This window comes from Pseudomonas sp. BF-R-26 (assembly GCF_019947395.1).
GTDB classification, from domain to species: Bacteria; Pseudomonadota; Gammaproteobacteria; order Pseudomonadales; family Pseudomonadaceae; genus Aquipseudomonas; species Aquipseudomonas farris.
On the sequence record NZ_JAGYGK010000009.1, the window covers coordinates 68746 to 88243 of the forward strand.

The window sequence follows — 19498 nt, forward strand, 5'->3', positions numbered from 1 at the left end:
AGGCGTCTCTTCAGGGGTAGTGCTGCATGACGGTGTCGCAGGCATGAAGAATGTCTTCGACGCCGGGCATGTACAGCGATTCCAGTCGATACAGCGGCGGCGGGATGTCTGGCGCGGTGACTCGCTGGATCGGGGCCTGCAACTCCAGAAATACCCGTTCGTAGAGACTGGCGGCGATTTCCGCGCCGACCCCGCAGGAGCGTGGCGCTTCATGCACGATCACGCAGCGACCGGTCTTGCGCACCGAGGCCTCCATCGTGTCGAGGTCCAGCGGTTTGATACTGGCGACATCAATCACTTCCGCCGAGACGCCCCGCTCGGCCAGTTGCGTGGCGGCTTGCAGGGTTTCCATCACGCTGGCGCCCCAACTGATCAAGGTAAGGTCGCTGCCTTCACGCAATGTGAAACAGCTGTCCAGTGGCAGGCGCTTGCCGTCATCCAGCAGCGGTTGCGGGTTCATTCGATAGAGTCGGGTTGGCTCGAGAAATATCACTGGATCCGGGTCGTCGATAGCCGCGAGCAGCAAGCCATAGGCCCGGGCCGGCGAGGACGGGATCACCACCCGCAGCCCCGGAATATGCGCGAACAAGGCTTCGGTGCTTTCGCTGTGATGTTCTGGCGCGCGAATCCCTGCCCCCATGGGCGTGCGCATCACCATCGGACAGGTGATCCGCCCGCGCGTGCGGTTGCGCATGCGGCTGGCGTGAGACACCAAGTGCTCCATGGCGGCGTAGATGAAACCCATGAACTGGATTTCCACCACCGGTTTCAGACCCTGGGCCGCCATGCCCACCACCAGCCCGCCGAGCATGGTTTCGGCCAGCGGCGAGTCGATCACCCGCTTGAAACCAAAGCTGTCGCGCAGGCCCAGCGTGGCGCGGAACACGCCCCCGTTCACCCCGACGTCTTCACCGAGGACGATGACGTTTTCGTCTTCACTCATGGCCCGATGCAACGCCAGATTCACCGCTTCCAGCAGCGTCACCTTACCGTTACTCATGGCCCGAACCTCCCGTCCGGCGCGCCACCCGTTCGAGAAATTCTTCGCGCTGTTCGGCCAGGGCTTGCGGCCACTGGGCGTAGACATGATCGATCACCGACTCCGGCGCCTGCAGGCCCGCCGCTTCGAAGTTATCCACAGCCTGCTGCACGAGGCCCTGACATTCACTGATCAGTGCCTGTTCGCGGCTTTCATCCCACACCCCCTGCCCGGCCATAAAGCGTTGCAGGCGTTTGATCGGTTCTTCGAGCCAGGCCTGCTTGACCTCCTCCGCCGGCCGATAGCGCGTGGCATCGTCGGCCGTGGTGTGATCGCCGAGGCGATAGCTCAGGCATTCGAGCAGCACCGGGCCTTTACCGTGGCGCGCCCGTTCGAGGGCTGCTTGCATGCGGTCGTAAACGGCGAGCATGTCATTGCCGTCGACTTGCTCGCCGTGGAAGCCAGCGCCAATGGCTTTCTGCGCCAAGGTCGGGGCACCGCACTGAATGCGTCGCGGCACTGAGATCGCCCATTGGTTGTTGTTGATCACAAACACCACTGGCAATTGCCAGGCGCCAGCGACATTGAGTGCCTCGAGGAAATCACCTTTGCTGGTTCCGCCGTCGCCGCAGGTGGTGACCGCGACTCGATGCTCGCCGCGGATCTTGAAGGCGCTGGCGACGCCGCAGGCATGCAGGGCTTGAGTGGCAATCGGCACACAGATCGGGAAATCCTGAGCGACCGCCGGGTCGGCGAAGTCGCTGCCACGCTCATCGCCGCCCCAATACAAGAGGATTTCTTCCATGCGCACACCGCGCATCAACTGCACGGCGGTGTCGCGGTAATAGGGGATCAGTACGTCTTCGGCGTGCATCAGGCTGCCGACCGCGACACCAATGGCTTCCTGGCCCAAGGTCGGCGCATAAGTGCCGATGCGCCCGGTGCGTTGCAAGGCGACAGCTTTCTGATCGAAAAGGCGGGTCAGGACCATCTGCCGATACAGGCGCGTCAACAGATTGAAATCGTCGGCCCAGTCGGGAAGATCGCCAAGCAACTGGCCGTCAGGGGATAGAAATCGGGTGTACGGCAGCTCAACCTTGTGAAGCATCACAGGGCTCCTGGCACGCGTGAGTCGGCGTGCATTTGTCAGGCCCGACGCTTGTGGCGCAGGGCTTGGGGAGCAATGGCCGGATAGGCTCTCACTCCTTTCAAACTTTTCACCGGTACAGCGTCACCGGTACAACACTTTCTCCGCCAACTCATCCGCCACCCGGGCCGGAGAACGCTTTTCCGCTTGGGCATGGGCGAATACTTCGGTCAGCCGTGAACTGATTTTCGAAAGGTGCGCGGTAATGGTCGTCAGCTCTTCCCCGCGGTGTTTGAGCGAAACGTAGATCAGCCCGCCGGCATTGATCACGTAATCGGGCGCATACAAAATGCCCCGGCGCTCCAGCTGATCGGCGATTTCCAGATGGATCAACTGGTTGTTTGCCGAACCTGCGACCGCCGCGCAGCGCAGTTGCGACACACTGTTGGTGTTTAGCACACCGCCCAGGCCGCAGGGCGCGAGTATGTCGCACGGTGTACTGAGCAGCGCGTCGTTGGCGATCGGATGAGCGCCCAACTGCTCCATGGCCAGCTGTACTTTGCCGTGATCGATGTCGCTGACCAGCAGTTCGGCACCGGCCGCGTGTAGCTGTTCGGCCAGGGCATAACCGACATTGCCGAGGCCTTGAATGGCTATGCGCAAACCTTCGAGATTATCGCTGCCCAAGCGGGCCATGGCAGTGCTGCGAATGCCGGCGAATACACCCATGGCGGCGTGTGGTGCAGGGTCGCCCGCGGCAGTGGTGCTGGTGACGAATTGGGTTTGCTGAGCGATGCAATCCATGTCCGCCACCGAGGTGCCGGCGTCGATGGCAGTGATGTAGCGACCGTCGAGTTCGTTGATGCAGCGCCCGAAGGCTTCAAATAGCGCGGCACGGTTTTCCACATGAGCCGGGCGAAGAATCACCGCAACGCCACCGCCCTGAGCCAGGCCGGCCAGGGCCGCCTTGTAACTCATGCCTTGGGCAAGGCGCACGGCATCCTCGATCGCGGATTCATCGCTGGGGTAAGCAAGGTAACGACACCCGCCCAGGGCAGGCCCCAGACGGCTGTTGTGGATGGCAATCACCGCCTTCAATCCGGTGACCGGATCGACGCTCAGGTGCAGCGATTCAAGGCGAGTGCTTTGCATGAGAGCGAACATCGTAGGGCTCCCGAATCACTTCTTGTAGTCGCCAGTATAGGCTTGCGCACAAAAATTGCAGAAGCGCACCGGAATAAGCGGCGTCGCTTTGAACGCTTTCGGACATAACCTGTTACCACCTGTGTGCAGCACTGGACGAAAGCGTGTGACGGGGCTAAAACGAGGCATTGCCCGGAGATTTTGATGACCCCGCGCCAACGTTTTTTCGATTGTCTGCAACGATCACCGCCCGCGCTGTTCGAGGCGGCGCTGTGGATTGCTGTCGAACACGATAAAGAGCTGGATCCCGAGGCCGTGCTGGCGGACTTCAAGGACCTGCAACAACGGGTCAGCTACGGGTTGCCGATGCTGCCGGTGAGTGAATTGGCCCAACCGTTGTTGCGGCGAATGAATGACCTGGGGTTCGCTCAGGACGACTCCACGCCCTTGCGTCCGCAAGTGGCGTTACTCAATAAAGTACTGGAACGTCGGCGGGGACAACCGCTGGTGCTGGGCCTGATTGCCCTGGAACTGGCCAGAAGGCTGGAGATCCCCATGGTCGGGGTCAACTTTCCCGGGCATTTCCTGCTGCGGGTGCAAGGCGCCGATCACCTGCTCGACCCGTGCGGCGGGCGACGGTTGTACCCCAATGATTGCCGCGAACTGCTGCAACGCCAGTACGGCCCGAACATGAAGCTCGGCGCCGAGCATTTACTGACTGCCGAACCGGTGCAGATGCTGCAGCGGCTGTCGCGCAACCTGCGCCAGTTGCACCTCACGAATGACGACTACATCGACGCCCTGATCGACGCCGAGCGCGTGCTTGAATTGGGCAACGCCAGCGCCTCCGACTATCTGGCCCGGGCCAGCCTCTATCAACGACTGGACTGCCCGAATGCCGAGCGCTTTGACCTGGAGCATGCGCTGCTGCTCAGTGACGATCCGATCCAGCGGATTCGCCTGACTGAACGGCTCGGGCATTTGCCGCCGAATTCGGTCGTGCATTAAAAGCAAAAGATCGCAGCCTTCGGCAGCTCCTACATTGGGATGGCGTACACCCTGTAGGAGCTGCCGAAGGCTGCGATCTTTTGATCTTGTTTCTGACAACCTTGTTATGGGGTATCGGGCTGATTCGCCGGATGGGCCAGGAAGAAGGCTGGGTGTGTCGCCGCCAGCGCCGCCACCCGACGAATTCGCGGGTAGGCTTCCAATGAAATATTGAAGCGCTCGGCTGCATACAACTGCGGGATCAAATAGACGTCCGCCAGCCCCGGTTGATCGCCAAAGCAATAACCGGTGTCACCGATCAATTGCTCCACCGTCGCCAACCCTTGGCTGATCCAGTGACCGATCCACTCCACCACCTGCGGCTCATCGTGCCCCAACTGCCGAAGCTTGTTGAGTACGCTGACGTTGTGCAGCGGGTGAACATCGCAACCGATCACCGCCGCCACGCCACGCTCATGAGCGCGGGCGGCGAGGTCTTTGGACAGCAGCGGCACCTGTGGATAACGTTCCTCCAGGTATTCGATGATCGCCGGTGACTGGATCAGTAACTCGCCCTCATCAGTGCGCAAGGCCGGCACCCGGCCTTGCGGGTTGATGCCAAGATAAGTCGGCTGCCGATGTTCGCCACCTTGCGGCGCAATCAGGTTGATTGGCAGCGCCTGGTAATCCAGCCCCTTCAACGCCAGCGCGATACGCACCCGGTAAGACGAGGTCGAACGGTAGTAGGTATAGAGTTCCATGCCCCGATCCTCTTAGCGTGCTGGCAGCACTTTGCCACGGCACTCGCCAAAACCGATGGAAGCAAAACCCTCGCGGCTGCAACGCGCGCGCAGAATGATTTCGTCGCCGTCCTCAAGGAATTTACGCACCTCGCCCGACGCCAGTTCGATCGGCTTTTTACCGCCCTCGGTGATTTCCAGCAGGCTGCCGAACTGACCGTTTTCAGGGCCCGACAGCGTGCCCGAACCGAACAGATCACCGGCCTGCAACTGGCAGCCGTTGACGCTGTGGTGCGCAACCAGTTGTGCAACGGTCCAGTACATGTGTTGGGTGTTGCTGAGGGTCAGGCGATGGGCTGGCAGATTTTGCTCGCGCATCGATTCGGTCAGCAGCAGCACTTCGAGTTCGATGTCGAAGGCACCGGCGGCCTGATCACGTTTGTCGAACAGGTACGGCAGCGGCTGCGGATCGCCTTCCGGGCGCGCAGGCTGCGCACGACGGAACGGCTCCAGCGCTTCGGCCGTCACCACCCACGGCGAAATACTGGTGATGAAACTCTTGGACAGGAACGGCCCCAGCGGCTGGTATTCCCAGGCCTGGATGTCCCGCGCCGACCAGTCGTTGAGCAGGCAGAAACCGGCGATGTGGTCGGCGGCATCACCGATGGGAATGGAGTCGCCCATCGCGTTGCCCTGACCGATCCAGATACCCAGTTCCAGTTCGTAGTCCAGACGTGCGCACGGGCCAAACGTCGGCTCGGTCTGGCCGGCCGGCAGGGTCTGGCCTTTCGGACGGCGAACGTCAGTGCCGGACGGGCGAATGGTCGATGCACGGCCGTGGTAACCGATCGGCACGTACTTGTAGTTCGGCAGCAACGGGTTGTCCGGGCGGAACAGTTTGCCGACATTCTGCGCGTGCTCGATGCCGACGTAGAAGTCGGTGTAGTCGTTGATCCTCGCCGGCAGGTGCATTTCGCAATCCGCCGCCAGCGGCAGCAGTTTGGCGCCTTGAGCCTCGATCTTGCCGTGCAGGGTGCTGCCTTCGGCAAACAGTTCCAGCAGACGTTCGCGCAAAGCGACACGAGCCTCGCGGCCCAATTCGAAGAACGCATTCAACTGACCGCCACGGGTGGCTTCGACTGCTTTCTTCGCAATGCCCTCGAACAGGCCGGCATCCAGTGCCGCTTCCAGATCAAAAATGTGATCGCCGATCGCCACGCCACTGCGCGGCGCGGAGCCCTTCACGCTGAACACGCCCAACGGCAGGTTCTGCAGCGGAAAATCCGCGTGGCCGTTGGCGGAGGCAACCCAGCTACGAGTGATGGAAGTCTGAGTCATGGGTTATCTCCGGGTCGGGTCGAAAGTGGCGGGCAGCGTGGCCCAGCAAGCGTCGTAATTGTTTTGCAGTTGCGGGCAATCCAGGGCGAATCGGCTCGGACGCAACACTTGGCTGGTCTCGAACATGAAGGCCATGGTGTTATCGATTTTAGCCGGCGCCAGTTCAGCGTTGATCGCCTTGGTGCAGGTCTCGCCGTCGGGGCCGTGGGCGCTCATGCAGCTGTGCAACGACGCACCGCCAGGCACGAAACCTTCGGCCTTGGCATCGTATTCGCCCTGGATCAGGCCCATGAATTCGTTCATCAGGTTGCGGTGGAACCACGGCGGACGGAATGTCTTCTCGGCCACCATCCAGCGTGGCGGGAAGATCACGAAGTCGAGGTTGGCCAAACCGTGCACGCTGGTCGGCGAGGTCAGGACGGTGAAAATCGACGGATCCGGGTGATCGAAACTGACCGTGCCGATGGTGTTGAAACGGCGCAGGTCATATTTGTACGGCACGTTATTGCCGTGCCAGGCGACCACGTTCAGCGGCGAATGATCAAGCTCACAACCCCACAATTGGCCGAGGAATTTCTGCACCAGGGTGGTCGGTTGCTTGAGGTTTTCGTAATGGGCCACTGGCGTCAGGAAGTCGCGGGGATTAGCCAGGCCGTTACTGCCGATCGGCCCCAGATCCGGCAGGCGCAATGGCGCGCCGTGATTTTCGGCTATGTAGCCGCGGGCTTGCGGGTCGAGCAGTTCGACGCGGAATTTCAGCCCGCGAGGCAGGACGGCGATTTCCAGCGGTTCCAGCTCCAGCACGCCCAGTTCGGTGGCGATGCGCAAACGGCCAAGTTCCGGCACCAGCAGCAGTTCGCCGTCGGCATTGAAGAACACGCGCTCCATGGAGCGGTTGGCGCGGTAGTTATAGATGCTGATCCCGGACGGTTTTTCCGCGCCCGAGTTGGCGGCCATGCTCACCAGCCCGTCGATGAAATCGGTCGGCTCGGTCGGAATGTCCAAGGGGTTCCAGCGCAGGCGATTGGGGGTTACTTCACCCAATGGACCGCCGGCCAGTTGCCGATCCAGTTTGACGAATGCCGGGTGGTTGGCCGACGGCTGAATGCGGTACATCCAGGTCCGTCGTGCTTCGCTGCGAGCCATGGTAAACGCCGTACCGGAGAACAGTTCGGTGTACAGGCCGTAAGGGACTTTTTGTGGGGAGTTCTGGCCAATGGGCAGTGCGCCGGGCAACGCTTCGCTGCTGAATTCGTTGCCAAAGCCTGACTGGTAAGCCAGTGCTGGCGCCGTTGAATCGAGGTTCATGGAGCCTCCTGAACGGGAGTAGGCAATGGCCTGTCACTCTGCTGAAGAGGTCTTGGCACGCCTGGGTTATTTTTATCGTAATTCAATTACGCATAACGTAATTTGATTGGTATTGACCGTCAAGCTATAAAGACGCCCATTCGTCCCGGGATCACACCGCCTCATGACCAGCGAAAGCAACGGTAAACAGAAAGTCCGCTCGGCCGAGGTCGGCACCGACATCCTCAAGGCGCTTGCCGAGCTGTCACCGTCGACCTCGCTGTCGCGCCTGGCCGAACACGTGCAGATGCCGGCGAGCAAGGTGCATCGCTATCTGCAGGCATTGATCGCCAGCGGTTTTGCCGAGCAGAACCCCGCCACCAACCACTACGGTCTCGGCCGTGAAGCGCTTCGAGTCGGCCTGGCTGCTTTGAACAGTATGGACGTGCTGAAAGTCGCCGCCCTGCCCTTGGCCGAGTTGCGTGATGAGCTGAATGAGACCTGCTTTATAGCGGTGTGGGGCAATCAGGGCGCGACGGTGGTGCACATCGAACCGGCGGTGCGCGCGGTGACAGTGGTCACGCAATTGGGCTCGGTTTTACCGTTGCTCAGTTCGTCGACAGGACTGGTGTTCAGTGCCTATTTGCCTCATCGCGAAACCGATGAATTGCGCGATCTAGAGGTCCGCGCCGTCGAAGCTCATCCGTTGGCCGATGAGCAGGCTTACACCACATTGTGCGAACAGATCCGCGAACGCGGCTTGCACCATGTTCACGGCTTGCTGATGCCCGGCGTGGATGCGTTGTCGGCGCCGGTGTTCAATGCGGTCGGACAGGTAGCGGCGGTGATAACCATCGTCGGCCCGACGTCGTTGTTTCACGCCGATGAAAACGGCCCGGCGGCGCAGCGTTTGCTGGCGGCGACGCGGGCCGTGAGTTGGCGGATGGGGTATCAATCTGAAGACTTCAACCGCTGAGCGGGATCTGGAAGCAACGGCCAGCCTTGGCTATTACACAAGGGTGGTTTTGCTGACAGAGCTTCCAGGATCGGCCAGGATCTCTTTGATCGCCTCGAGCGCCCGCTCCTCCAAGCCTGGTTGGCCTGTGGCCGCGCTGTACAATTTTTCGACCTCTCGCGCATCACCCAGCAAGTCAATGAGATTTTTCTGCACCTGACTGGCTCCCGCTCCACCTATCCCGGCCTTGCCCAGCGACGCCAGTTCAATCAACGCTTCCTTGAAATGCCCCATGGCTTTTGCCCGGTCACCCTCGGAGTAGGCCGCGCCCCCCTGCACCAAATTCTGGGTCAGCAACGCGGCACTCAATGCAATACCCACAGGCGCAAAGACGATGCTGATCACGCTGACTGCCGTCACGACAGCGTCGTACACCAGGCCGCCAATGATTTCGCCGAGGCTTTGGGTGGCCTCATCGACATCAGAAATGATCTTGTACACCACGTCGTTGTAGCAGTCGTTCAGATCGGTGACGCGACTGTTGCGCACCAGCGCTGGCGCTTCTGTGAAGTTGGCCAACTGCTCAAGATCTGTCAGATAGGTACCAACCTGCGGCTGGTACTTCGCGAACACTCGATCATACAGATAGTCACCAATGCCCCGGGTTTTCACGGCGGGTACAAAATCCTTGAAGGGACGCAGTTCGCAGCCATCCGGTGCATTCGGGGTATACAGGTATTCTTCGACTTTCCCGGCCACAAGCAGCCTGAACACGAATACCCCCACCACCAGACGATCCCGGAGAAAGAGCTTGAACAAGGCACTGTGGCGCACATCGCCAGGCGCTTCACCGACGGGACTGGTCGGCTGCATCGAACCGAACGCCACGATAACCTTCTCGAGTTCGATGACATGCTGTGGTGGTATGCGCCCTGTGAAAGCCGCTTGCATGAGTGACACGGTCATCTGACGACGCATTGCGCCTATGCAAATCCCTCGCTTTAACAGTCCTTCGGGATTGGAGCGGTTGAGATAAACCGAACGCAACATGTCGATGTACTTCTCACCGGGGCGCAATGTTTTCGACCAACTGGAAATATCGCGGATATCAAGCGTTCTGATATCCGGATGGTCGGTCGCCCACGTGAAGCGTGGATAAAGAGGCTGACCGATGCCGCTGGCTTCAAAATGCACTTCACGAACGATCAGTTCAGTCAGTGTCATCTGTTGTTCCTGACTGATTTGCACATAAATCCGGTCAGGGTTGACCGCTAAACTTTCACCTCGTTGCAGTAATACTTGTTCGACTCGTTGCTTGATCAGGTCGAAGCAAAACCGCTCGTAGGAAATGAACCCGCCCTGGCGCACCTCAAGGGTTTTCAGAGCCTTGAGTTCGCAATTGAGTCGCGTAAAGCGCTGACGCTGTTCATCGGAGGCAATGCGATAACCATAGGGTGTCAGACTTTCTTCTTGCGCAACCAGCCATGCCCGATGATTGAAAACAATACTCTTCAGCACTTCCTCTCCTTGATAGAAAGAAGGTGCCAGCCTGGCGCCGCGCCAATTGTTGGGTCGTGGCGGGATTGTTTTCAGGTAACCACCAATCTCTTCCCGTTCCAGCGCGTGAGTCTGCCATACCAGATAATCCCGACCTTGTTCCGTCGCCGTCCAGGCGCTGAGAGATAGATCCAGCACCCTGAAGGTTGCAAAGCGGTGCCAGTCCTGACCACCGGGCGCTCCCGGCGCGTACAAAAACCAATCGTCCGAATAGCCATCAAGAGGGCCGACGACGACCACATCACAAAGTGGACGGGTGTCTTCACGCAACTGCAAAGGCGCCAGCGACAGGCTCGTGTCTCCGGCTACAGCACGTCGAATAAGTTGCAGGTTATCGTCGTTGAGATGTCCCTGGAGCTTCGCGGCAAATGCACTCAGTAAAAGCCGGTCACGAGTGACATTGTTCATGGCCGCCAGCACACCTGCTCGCAGGTAGACACTCCGGATTTCAGCCCCAAAAGCTGCGCGTACGTCAGTGGTAAGTACTTCTTCCAGCCATTGCTGGTCTAGGCTCGATGGCAAAAATCCATCGCTCTTGAAAGTGATCTGGCCACGCTGACCATTCTCATGCAGCCCATGCAGCAGCAAGTCGGTCAGAGATCGCTTGTCCTCCTGAATGTAGGTTCGACCGTTCTGCTGGAACACATAACGGCAGTGGGTCGTGATGTTGTCGGGGTTAAGGGTTGCGCCAAACTCCATTAGCAGCGCCTGACTCATCAGGCTCTGGGCATAAACTTGTAGACTGGTGAAACGCCCGAGTTGTTTTTCCAGATCGTTACGACTATCGATCAACTGTTGTTCCAGTTCTCCGTAATGTAATTGATCGGCGGCACTCGCATACTCAAACCATTGCGGACGGCTGTCGCTTACTGCGGAGTAAATTGTATTCATGATATTAATTTCTGTCCTTTGTATAGTTTAAAAAAACCAACTTTACCGCTGGCTCCTTTAAAACTATTCCAGAACAAACAAACAACAAACTGCCTATCCAATACCAAATATTCGCATTCAATACCACATGTAAAACAACACCATCTCAAAACACAAAATTCAAAAAAACCAATACAGCCTAAAAAGCCCTGAAATCATCCGCACAACCCAAGTAACTTTGCCTTTGCCACGGCTTGCGTCCTGCGCTCCACTCCTAACTTTCCGTGAATACGCCGGGCATGGGTTTTAACAGTATGCAAAGAAATGAACAGGGCATCTGCAATCTGTTGATTGGAATGACCGAGTGCTATTAACTCCAGTACTTGCCGTTCACGCTGGCTCAATGCACCTGTTTCACCTGAACGCAGGATAAGTTCGTCTGGCAAAACAGAAGACCGGGCTTCAAACAATGCACCCTGACGCTGTCTCAACTCTCTCAACACCTGTTGTCCCTGGTATCGCTCCACACTGCAAACGCCCTCTTGCAACATACCGATGGATTGTTCCGTACGGCCGGCGAGCCACAATGCTTCGGCTACCGCCAGTTGCAACTCAGTGGCGAGCGCCCACATACCGCGCGCCTGTGCGTGTGTCATCAAAAACTCAAGCTGTGCCGTGGCATCAGACATCTGCGGCGCTAACCGGACTCGGGCGAGGATCAGCAGGTATTCGATCCGTGGAATCAACTCCAGAGTGGCCGGCGGCGCCTGTCGTGCCCGGGGCCCGCGATAGTGTTTGAGTACCCGGCTCAACGCCTCGCGCGCCAGTTCGGGACGTCCCTGTTGCAACCAGAAATGACTACTGACCTGCAACAGCACTCCTCGGTAGACCGTGTCCGGAATCTGCCGCTGCTGCATCAAGCGCTCGGCATCGCGCAAGCGAACAAAGGCCTGGGCGTAATCGCCCTGATTGGCCGCCAATTGCGCCTGACCGAGAAAACCGTAGAGCACACGTTTGTCGTGGCTGCGCAGACAATCGTCGAGACCGTGCTGAAAGAACTCGGTGGCCCGTTCCTCCTGCCCCATGCATAACGCCAGTCGTCCACGTCGCAGGGCGATGCGCCCGAGCAGAGGCGTGGGCCGATCCCCTTGCTGGCAGAGCAGTTCGTGCACGTTGAGCAACAGGCTCTCGGCGCGGGCCGGAGCTCCCCGCTGCTCCAGCAATTGCGCATGATCGAGTTCCATCAAGCCCTCGAACACCAGCGAACCTTGCGCCCGCGCCAGGCACAGCGCCTCGCGGTTGTGGGCTTGCGCCACATCGAGCTCGCCCCTTAGCAATGCCTGTTGCGTCAGACCGGACAAACACATCAGGCGCGCTGTCCAGCATTCGGGATCGAGCGCGCTCAACGCGTCAAGGAAGTGCGCGCGCGAAGCCTCCATTCGTCCCTGTAAATGCAGCAACCAACCCTGCAAGGCCTGCCAGCGTGCAATCAATCGACGCTGAAGCACCGCCGAGGGTTGAGGCGTGAAGTACGCCAAATGAGCAATGCAGGCAGTCGCCTGTTCGAAACGTCCGGCGAATAACAGCGTAGCTGTAATCAATCCGACCAATTGCGGGCTGCCTAGCGTCAGTTCCTCGCCTTGCTGCTCATGCAAACGCAACAACAGCACCACCGTCTGCTCCTCGAACAAATGCTCGAAACTGAAGTGCTGCAGCAGGCTGACCGCCACTTCGTATTCCTCGGCGAGCAATGCCTGTTCAAAGGCTGACTTCCAGTCCTGTTCGGTACAGAACCACTGGCAGGCACGCCGATGCCAGGAGCGTCCTGCCGGCCATTGCTCATCGCGCAACAACTGGGTGAACGGGGTGAAAATCTGTAGCCAGTCGGTAGAGTCCCGCCAGGGTTCGATGAAACAGCCCAGCGCTTGCAAGGTCCGCAAGTATTGAGCACCCTCCCCGGCCCCGAACAGGTGATCGCACAGCCGTGCATTGAAGCGGGGTAAATGGGCCAGCACCCTCCAGGCTTCGCTTAACTCAGGCGTCAGCGAGCTGAACAACTCATGCTCCAGATAATCGAGCAAGGTGTCCGCCCGTCCCAGGGGTTTGTCCTGACGCGACCAGTCGCACTTCTGCAGCAACGCAATCCGCACACCGGCACACCAGCCGCCGGTGCGCTGGATGATCCGACCGGCCACCTTGCTGGCCTGCTCCGGTACCCAGGGCTGCAATATCTGCTCGACTTCGCCCGAGGTAAAAGCCAGCGAAGCGCTCTCGCACTCGTACAACTCATCGTCGAGCAGCAACCTTGGCCAGTTGCAGGGTGGCCGGCGGCGGGCACCCAGCCACCAGGTCAGCATCGGGCTGCTGATCGCCAGCATGCGATCCAGTAACAGATCCAGCTCCGGGTTTGGCAGACGGCAATAATCATCGAGAAACAGCCAGGTCGGCGTCTGCAATCGTGCCAGACAGCCCAGCAACCCGGTTTCATCCGATGAGGCCAGCCCCAGTGTCTCTGCCAAACGATGACGAAAATCCGCCGCGCTCGACGCCACGCCAGACATTGGCAACCAATGCACCCGGCACTGGGTTGGCGCCTGCAACAGGCATTCGGCGAGCAGCGCGCTCTTGCCACTGCCGGCGGGTGCGCAGAGCAATTTCACCCGTGCCGTTGAGGCCAGTAACGGCTCACTCAAACGGGCCCGCGACAGGTGATGAGAAGACAGGCGGGGCAGGAATCCAGAACGGTCAAGACACGGAGTCATGGCGGTCATTGCGGCGTGCCTTTTTATAATTGTCCGGCCACCCTAGCCCTCTATAACCCGCTTGTTGAGAAGTATTCAGGACGCTGATTGGCGCCCATAAAAAAGGCGACCCGCAGGTCGCCTCTGGTGATGCCAATGTATCAAAACCCTTACCGAACACCCTCGGCGCGCAGAGCCGACGGGGTGTAGTCCGCAGACTTGGCGTTGAAGCCGAATTCGAAGCTGTGCTTCTCTTCGTTCTTCATTCCCAGGGCAATGTATCGGCCGGCAATGATGTCGTAGAGCGCCTCCAAGGTGTAGGCCGGAGTCTGGTGATCGTAGTAATACTGGGCGTGACCTTCGGCCACTCGCCACAGTTGGCCGCGACCGTCGTAGTGATCCGCCAGCGCCACTTGCCAGCTGTCTTCGTCGAGGTACATGTGGCGCTTGGCGTAGATGTGCCGCTCGCTCGGCTTGACCGTGCCGACCACTTCCCAGACCCGGTGCAATTCGTAACGGGTCAGGTCCTGGTTGATATGCCCGGCCTTTACCACGTCATCGTACTTGAGGCTCGGCGAGTCGAGTTTGTAGCTGTTGTAGGGAATGTACATTTCCTTCTTGCCGATCAGTTTCCAGTCGTAGCGATCCGGCGCGCCGGAGAACATGTCGAAGTTATCCGACGTGCGCAGACCATCGGCGGCGGTGCCCGGCCCGTCGTAGGCCACTTGAGGTGCGCGTCGCACTCGACGTTGACCGGCGTTGTAGATCCACGCCAGACGCGGCTCTTTCACCTGATCGAGGGTTTCATGCACCAACAATACGTTGCCCGCCAAGCGCGCCGGCGCGGTCACCGATTGTTTGAAGAAGGTCAGTACGTTGGCGCCTTTTTCCGGATCCAGATCCTTCATCAATTGCGGTACGGCGATCTCTTCCTCGAAGCGGATTGGCGTGTAGCTGCCGTTGGTCTGAGGGGTCACCTGGGTGATGATGCGTCGCAGGTTGCCGCCGTGATAACGGGTGATGTGGTTCCACAGCACCTCGACGCCGTTCTTCGGAATCGGGAACGCGTAGTAGCGATTGCCGGTGAAATTGGCCAGGCCGTTGCCGTCGTTGATGCTGTTCACATTCAGTGCGCTGCGCTTGGCCGACTCGTAGATTTCCGGCGGCAGGCCCACGCTGCGATGGGTCGGGTAGACCGGAATCTTGTAGGTTTCCGGGTAGCGTTTGAACATCGCCACCTGGCCATCCGAAAGCTTGTCCTTGTACTTATCAACAGTCGCGGCGGTGATGGTGAACAACGGTTTTTCGCTGGCGAACGGGTCAGCCAGGAAGCCTTTGCTGTCGACCGCGCCGGCGTTTTTCGGAATGCCACCGGTCCAGGCCGGGATCGATCCGTCGGCGTTGCCGGCCTTCTCGGCGCCCAGTGGCGTAAGTGTGGTGCCGAGCTTGTTGGCTTCTTCCGGCGAGACCGCCGCCATCACGTTGACGGCCAACAGGCTCAGGGCCAGGGCGCCGCATTGCAGAATCATCTTGCGCATTAACATCATCCTTCTCAGCCAGATCAGAAGTTCACACCGAAGCTCAGCGCCAGGAAGTCACGGTCTTCCAGAACGTTGTAGTCACCGCCGAAGAAGTCGGTGTAACTGAGGCTCGCGGTATAGGTGTTGCGGTAATCGGCATCGACACCGACGCTGACCGCCTTGGCGCCTTCGTTGAACAGCCCGTTGGGACCGTAGCCGGCGACGTCATGGGACCAGGACAGGTTGGGTTTGAGGTTGATCCCGCCGATCACGTTGGCGTAATCGAGAATCGCCCGGGCGCGGTAGCCCCAAGAGGTAGAAGTGACGAAGCCGTCGGTATCGCCACCGAAACCGTACTGGCCGTAAACCGAATCCCGGCCATAACGCAGCTTGCTCCGCGACTCCAGACCGCCGACTCGTACCACCGCGGCTTCACCGACCAGGGTCAGGCGTTGGGCGCCCAGCACTTGGTCGAAGAAGTGCGTCAGAGTGCTTTGGACCTGAGTCACTTCCTTGCGGCGATAACCGGTGTTGTCGGCACCTGGCCGGGTCGCGACAGGCGATGCGGCGCCACCGGCGATCGGGTTAAGCAACGCCAGGGTCAAGTCGTTGGTGTTGACCTGCACCGGAGCGTTGGGCCGGTAGCTGATTTCGCCGGTCCAGGCAGTGCCGGTGGGCAAAGTGGTGGAGAAGCTCGCACCGTACAGACGAATGTCTTCCGGGTATTCGAGGTAATACTGACCGCGCCCGAGCATCACGCTTTGGGCCAGGCCCGAGCCGCTGCCCGGAGCCAGACGGTTGGCGGCGCTGATCATTCCCGGCAGCCTGGCCAGTGTCGACAGCCCGGCGGTGGTGGTGCCGACGGTCGGTGTGCGACTGTGGTAGTTCATGAAGTAGAGGCCGTATTCGGTGTCGTCACCGAGCCAGCGCAAGGCTGTGCCCCACTGCCCCGAATCCCGGGCATCGCGGTCGCCGCCACGGGGCACGATCACACCTTCACGGCTGACCTGGATAGGTTGGCCAAAGGCTGCCGCCAACGGCGCCAGCGGCGCAATCGCCGGGCTGCCGACGGTGTAGCCGTTGTTGCAGCCGTCCGCCGCCACGTCGACACCGAAGAAGGTGCCGCAGTTGTCGAGAACCGTCTGATCCCACTCCAGTTGGTAGAAGCCTTCCACCGTGAGTTGATCGGTCAGGCCCTGGGAGGCGAACAGCATGTTCACCGGAATCAGGCCTTCCTTGATCTCGGCGCCAGGACGACGGAACGCGGAAACGTCGACCGGGTTGATGCTGTTGATCGAGTTGCCGATGAAGGTGCTTTCACCCCAGCTGACCACCTGCTTGCCAGCGCGCACGGTGCCCGGCAGATCGGCAATGGAATAGTTGTGATAGACGAACGCATCAAGGATCTGCGCGCCCGAAGACTTGGCGCCCTCTTTGCGACCGTTGTCACTGATCTGCTTGAACTCGCGGTCTTCATCCTTCAGCTCGAAGTCGTACCAGTACTTGCCACGAACGAACACGCCCGTGTCGCCGTACTTCAACTCGAGGTCGTGGATACCTTTGAAGATCTTGGAGAAGGTCTCGCCTTTCTTGAAGTTCAGGCGTCCGTCATCACCGGTCGAAGACTGGCCAGTGCCGCCGTTGACGGTGCCCACCAGTGACTTGTCGGCATCGCGCATGCCCCAGCTCGCGCCAACCGACAACGAGGAATCGAACTGCCCCTCGATTTCGCCGATGTTGAATGAAACAGCCTGCGCCTGGGCACAGCAGCCCAAGGCCACCGCAGCGGCCAGCGCTTGCGGTTTGAAGATGGCGCGCATTGTTGTTTTTGTCATGCGTCTTCCCCGGTGAGTGACAGAAGGCCTCACCCTACTGCCGCACGCCGGGAGCGATAAGCGCACCAAGGAGGTATTCGCGCTGTACCTCCAAAGGATGAATGCCCGCATGGGACGCGGGTTTGCGCGGGGTATGGATGGGCTGGATGGAGGGTTATCAGCGTAACGCATGGAAGGCGGGTTGAATCGGGCATGTGGCAGCTGCCGAAGGCTGCTACAGGGTTCAGCCAAAGACTGTTGCTCAGACTGCAACAGTGCATGTCTGGAATCGCTATTTTTCCTTTGCGCTCAAGCCCTTATTCTTGCCGGGCTTTCACGGCAAACGGCCTGAAAGCACGAAGCGACGGGGATGATAGACCCACCCCGTTGGCGACAGATTCCAGATGATTTGAAGCGTATTTTTTCGACTCATCGCCCTGTGTTCACTGACGTTGATTTATTGCTCCTTGATCAAACGTCTTACTTTGGCCGCTGCGTTTGCAGCGGCCTTTTTTATGTGGGTTTATTTCCGAGATAAAACTTCTTGTTTCCTACATCACTGTCGGAAACGCTCACCTGCCCGGCTTTTACGTTGGAATTTATAGTCTTTCTCGGCGCCCTGGATGGCGCTGATACACAGGACCATGAACGGCCGTCATCATTGGATGCCGGTATGGCTATTCCAGTATTGGAATCGAAAGGAATTCGATATGCCGCAAGAAAAAAACATCCTTGTTCATAGAGGTAGACCTCGTACGCCTTCGTCGTCCTCTGGTTTCGGATTTAGCGCCGGGGGCGTATCAAATCCCGACCACTCCGATCGTGGATATGACTTAATGGATTCCGCCACTGATTGGCTGATTGATAACAATGCTTATACCGAAGAACTCTTCAACGAAAACATCAAGAACATCATTCATATAACCGATGCCGAACTTGCAAAAACAAGAGCGGCTGTTGCTGCTGTGGTCCCCCCTGGAACCGATGCTCTTGATATTGAGTTACGGACGCTTGAGCTGCAACTGTTCAAAGCAAGGACAGATCATCAAGAACAGATAGGAATAGCCAATCTTTATTATGGCCATGACCCACTGACCCACAAAGGTGAAAATCCTGCCTACAAGGGTTTCGAGGAGCAGACATACAAGACGAAAGAGATTACCAACAGCTTTTAAAGGAGATGCCAAAATGAGTACTATAAAAGAAATAGTCAAAAACGAATCATTAGAAGATATCGTGACGGTATTTGCATTACTTAGATCTCCCCCACATCTAGACATGATGATCAGGCGCCACAATCGTGAAGCGGTCCAACATGGCGAGCTTGAGGAAGCCTACACTAAGCTTTACGAAGCGGGAATATTGGTAGACGGTGAAAAAGGGCTATGCATCAAAGGCCCGAACTGGAAAGCGCCCAAGTTCGTCATAGAAAAAAGATACATTTGAAATCAGGGAGCCACCAAGCCAAATCCTTACGGCTTGGTGGGCCACTGCCCTTAAATCGAATACTTCTGCAAATTCCCCATCATTTCCTTCAACGCTTCAATATTGTCCTTCGGATGCGCTGCCCCCTCAAAATCACAAATCTGCTCCCAATGCGCCGCCACATCCTCCGGCGAAAACCCCACCCGCGGGTCAAACCCGGCGCCCAAGCTGCGCTCCCAGCGCACCTTGCCCATCCAGCCGCCACCCACTTCGAATAACCCCGAAGTTTCCTGGCAATGTTCGCTGGCCAGGTACACCACCAGCGGGCTGACCAGTTCCGGTTTGAGTTGTTCGAACACTTGTGGCGGGATCAGGCCTTCGGTCATGCGGGTGCCGCCGGTCGGGGCGATGGCGTTGACCAGGATGTTGTTCTTGCGGCCTTCGATGGCCAGTGTGCGGGTCAGGCCATAGAGGCCGAGTTTGGCCATGCCGTAGTTGGACTGACCGAAGTTGCCGTAGATGCCCGAAGTCGATGCGGTGAAGATTACACGGCCATAGTTTTGCTCTCGCATGTGTGGCCAGGCGGCGCGGGTGACCTTGTAGGCGCCTTCGACGTGGACGCGGTAAACCAGGTCCCAGTCGCTGTCGTCCATTTTGTGAAAGGTCTTGTCTCGCAGGATGCCGGCGTTGTTCACCACGACATCGACACGACCGAATGTATCAAGGGCGTGTTGCACGATTTTGTCACCGTCGGTGACGGAATCGTGGTTGGCCTCGGCGGTGCCGCCCGCTTCGCGAATTTGTGCGACCACACGATCGGCAGCCGATGCATTGGCGCCTTCGCCTTGAGCCGAACCGCCGAGATCATTGACCAGCACTTTGGCGCCCTGTTTGGCGAACAGCAACGCATGCGCCCGCCCCAAGCCACCGCCCGCACCGGTGACGATCACCACTTTATCTTCGAAGCGCACAGACTCATTCATGGGGAACTCCAGCAGGCCAAGGGACAATGAGTGCGAGTGTCAGCCACAGGGCTGCCGGTCACAATGAACACG

Annotated in this window: 15 protein-coding genes; 4 read left to right on the forward strand and 11 right to left on the reverse strand. The window is 58.9% G+C overall.

Annotated features, from left to right (window positions below; genetic code table 11):
* Positions 1-10 precede the first annotated feature (10 nt).
* From KGB18_RS15035 to KGB18_RS15045, 3 genes are all read right to left on the reverse strand, one after another.
* A complete protein-coding gene (locus tag KGB18_RS15035) occupies positions 11-1000 on the reverse strand; it encodes an alpha-ketoacid dehydrogenase subunit beta (RefSeq protein ID WP_123719969.1) in 990 nt (329 codons plus the stop codon).
* On the reverse strand, positions 993-2087 hold the full coding sequence (gene pdhA / locus KGB18_RS15040; RefSeq protein ID WP_201061896.1) for a pyruvate dehydrogenase (acetyl-transferring) E1 component subunit alpha: 1095 nt from the start codon (positions 2085-2087) through the stop codon (positions 993-995). Before pdhA ends, KGB18_RS15035 begins: the two co-directional genes overlap by 8 nt.
* Before the next feature lie 123 nt (positions 2088-2210).
* A complete protein-coding gene (locus KGB18_RS15045) occupies positions 2211-3230 on the reverse strand; it encodes a Glu/Leu/Phe/Val dehydrogenase family protein (protein ID WP_223570174.1) in 1020 nt (339 codons plus the stop codon).
* A gap of 183 nt (positions 3231-3413) precedes the next feature.
* Between KGB18_RS15045 and KGB18_RS15050 the strand changes: the two genes are divergently transcribed.
* A complete protein-coding gene (locus tag KGB18_RS15050; RefSeq protein WP_223570175.1) occupies positions 3414-4217 on the forward strand; it encodes a SirB1 family protein in 804 nt (267 codons plus the stop codon).
* 104 nt (positions 4218-4321) lie between these two features.
* Here the strand turns inward: KGB18_RS15050 and maiA are convergent, their stop codons facing one another.
* Genes maiA through hmgA form a run of 3 tightly spaced genes read right to left on the reverse strand, consistent with a single transcriptional unit; the run spans position 4322 to position 7582 of the window.
* Positions 4322-4957, reverse strand: a complete 636-nt coding sequence (gene maiA, locus KGB18_RS15055; protein ID WP_123719972.1) for a maleylacetoacetate isomerase — start codon at positions 4955-4957, stop codon at positions 4322-4324.
* A gap of 12 nt (positions 4958-4969) precedes the next feature.
* Complete coding sequence (fahA, locus tag KGB18_RS15060) at positions 4970-6274, reverse strand: fumarylacetoacetase (RefSeq protein ID WP_123719973.1); 1305 nt, start codon at positions 6272-6274, stop codon at positions 4970-4972.
* 3 nt (positions 6275-6277) lie between these two features.
* Positions 6278-7582, reverse strand: a complete 1305-nt coding sequence (hmgA, locus tag KGB18_RS15065) for a homogentisate 1,2-dioxygenase (RefSeq protein ID WP_201061899.1) — start codon at positions 7580-7582, stop codon at positions 6278-6280.
* Positions 7583-7745: 163 nt separating this feature from the next.
* Here hmgA and KGB18_RS15070 point away from each other — a divergent pair, with 163 nt between their 5' ends.
* Positions 7746-8537, forward strand: coding sequence for an IclR family transcriptional regulator (locus tag KGB18_RS15070; RefSeq protein ID WP_201061900.1), 792 nt, complete (start codon positions 7746-7748; stop codon positions 8535-8537).
* 33 nt (positions 8538-8570) lie between these two features.
* On the opposite strand, the gene KGB18_RS15075 is transcribed toward KGB18_RS15070, so the two are convergent.
* The 4 genes from KGB18_RS15075 to KGB18_RS15090 all read right to left on the reverse strand — a co-directional run bounded on the left by KGB18_RS15075 (position 8571) and on the right by KGB18_RS15090 (position 17039).
* Positions 8571-10964, reverse strand: coding sequence for a dermonecrotic toxin domain-containing protein (locus KGB18_RS15075; RefSeq protein ID WP_123719976.1), 2394 nt, complete (start codon positions 10962-10964; stop codon positions 8571-8573).
* Positions 10965-11158: 194 nt separating this feature from the next.
* A complete protein-coding gene (locus tag KGB18_RS15080) occupies positions 11159-13714 on the reverse strand; it encodes a LuxR C-terminal-related transcriptional regulator (protein ID WP_223570176.1) in 2556 nt (851 codons plus the stop codon).
* A gap of 140 nt (positions 13715-13854) precedes the next feature.
* The gene (locus tag KGB18_RS15085; RefSeq protein WP_223570177.1) at positions 13855-15222 is read right to left on the reverse strand and encodes a DUF1329 domain-containing protein; all 1368 of its coding nucleotides are present in this window, start codon (positions 15220-15222) and stop codon (positions 13855-13857) included.
* Positions 15223-15245: 23 nt separating this feature from the next.
* Positions 15246-17039 carry a DUF1302 domain-containing protein gene (locus KGB18_RS15090; protein ID WP_123719979.1) on the reverse strand — a complete coding sequence of 598 codons (1794 nt, stop codon included), beginning with the start codon at positions 17037-17039 and terminating at the stop codon, positions 15246-15248.
* Between the two features lie 689 nt (positions 17040-17728).
* Here KGB18_RS15090 and KGB18_RS15095 point away from each other — a divergent pair.
* Positions 17729-18193 (forward strand): hypothetical protein, encoded by a 465-nt coding sequence (locus KGB18_RS15095; RefSeq protein WP_223570178.1) that lies wholly within the window; start codon positions 17729-17731, stop codon positions 18191-18193.
* 13 nt (positions 18194-18206) lie between these two features.
* Positions 18207-18464: a hypothetical protein gene (locus KGB18_RS15100; RefSeq protein ID WP_223570179.1), complete on the forward strand. Its 258-nt coding sequence runs from the start codon at positions 18207-18209 to the stop codon at positions 18462-18464.
* A 50-nt stretch (positions 18465-18514) separates the two neighbouring features.
* Here the strand turns inward: KGB18_RS15100 and KGB18_RS15105 are convergent, their stop codons facing one another.
* Positions 18515-19426: an SDR family oxidoreductase gene (locus tag KGB18_RS15105; RefSeq protein WP_123719982.1), complete on the reverse strand. Its 912-nt coding sequence runs from the start codon at positions 19424-19426 to the stop codon at positions 18515-18517.
* Positions 19427-19498 lie beyond the last annotated feature (72 nt).

Coding starts and splice junctions, on each gene's coding strand:
- KGB18_RS15035 (WP_123719969.1), bottom strand. CDS start 1,000: ATGAGTAACGGTAAGGTGACGCTGCTGGAAGCGGTGAATCTGGCGTTG.
- pdhA (WP_201061896.1), bottom strand. CDS start 2,087: ATGCTTCACAAGGTTGAGCTGCCGTACACCCGATTTCTATCCCCTGAC.
- KGB18_RS15045 (WP_223570174.1), bottom strand. CDS start 3,230: ATGTTCGCTCTCATGCAAAGCACTCGCCTTGAATCGCTGCACCTGAGC.
- KGB18_RS15050 (WP_223570175.1), top strand. CDS start 3,414: ATGACCCCGCGCCAACGTTTTTTCGATTGTCTGCAACGATCACCGCCC.
- maiA (WP_123719972.1), bottom strand. CDS start 4,957: ATGGAACTCTATACCTACTACCGTTCGACCTCGTCTTACCGGGTGCGT.
- fahA (WP_123719973.1), bottom strand. CDS start 6,274: ATGACTCAGACTTCCATCACTCGTAGCTGGGTTGCCTCCGCCAACGGC.
- hmgA (WP_201061899.1), bottom strand. CDS start 7,582: ATGAACCTCGATTCAACGGCGCCAGCACTGGCTTACCAGTCAGGCTTT.
- KGB18_RS15070 (WP_201061900.1), top strand. CDS start 7,746: ATGACCAGCGAAAGCAACGGTAAACAGAAAGTCCGCTCGGCCGAGGTC.
- KGB18_RS15075 (WP_123719976.1), bottom strand. CDS start 10,964: ATGAATACAATTTACTCCGCAGTAAGCGACAGCCGTCCGCAATGGTTT.
- KGB18_RS15080 (WP_223570176.1), bottom strand. CDS start 13,714: ATGACCGCCATGACTCCGTGTCTTGACCGTTCTGGATTCCTGCCCCGC.
- KGB18_RS15085 (WP_223570177.1), bottom strand. CDS start 15,222: ATGCGCAAGATGATTCTGCAATGCGGCGCCCTGGCCCTGAGCCTGTTG.
- KGB18_RS15090 (WP_123719979.1), bottom strand. CDS start 17,039: ATGACAAAAACAACAATGCGCGCCATCTTCAAACCGCAAGCGCTGGCC.
- KGB18_RS15095 (WP_223570178.1), top strand. CDS start 17,729: ATGCCGCAAGAAAAAAACATCCTTGTTCATAGAGGTAGACCTCGTACG.
- KGB18_RS15100 (WP_223570179.1), top strand. CDS start 18,207: ATGAGTACTATAAAAGAAATAGTCAAAAACGAATCATTAGAAGATATC.
- KGB18_RS15105 (WP_123719982.1), bottom strand. CDS start 19,426: ATGAATGAGTCTGTGCGCTTCGAAGATAAAGTGGTGATCGTCACCGGT.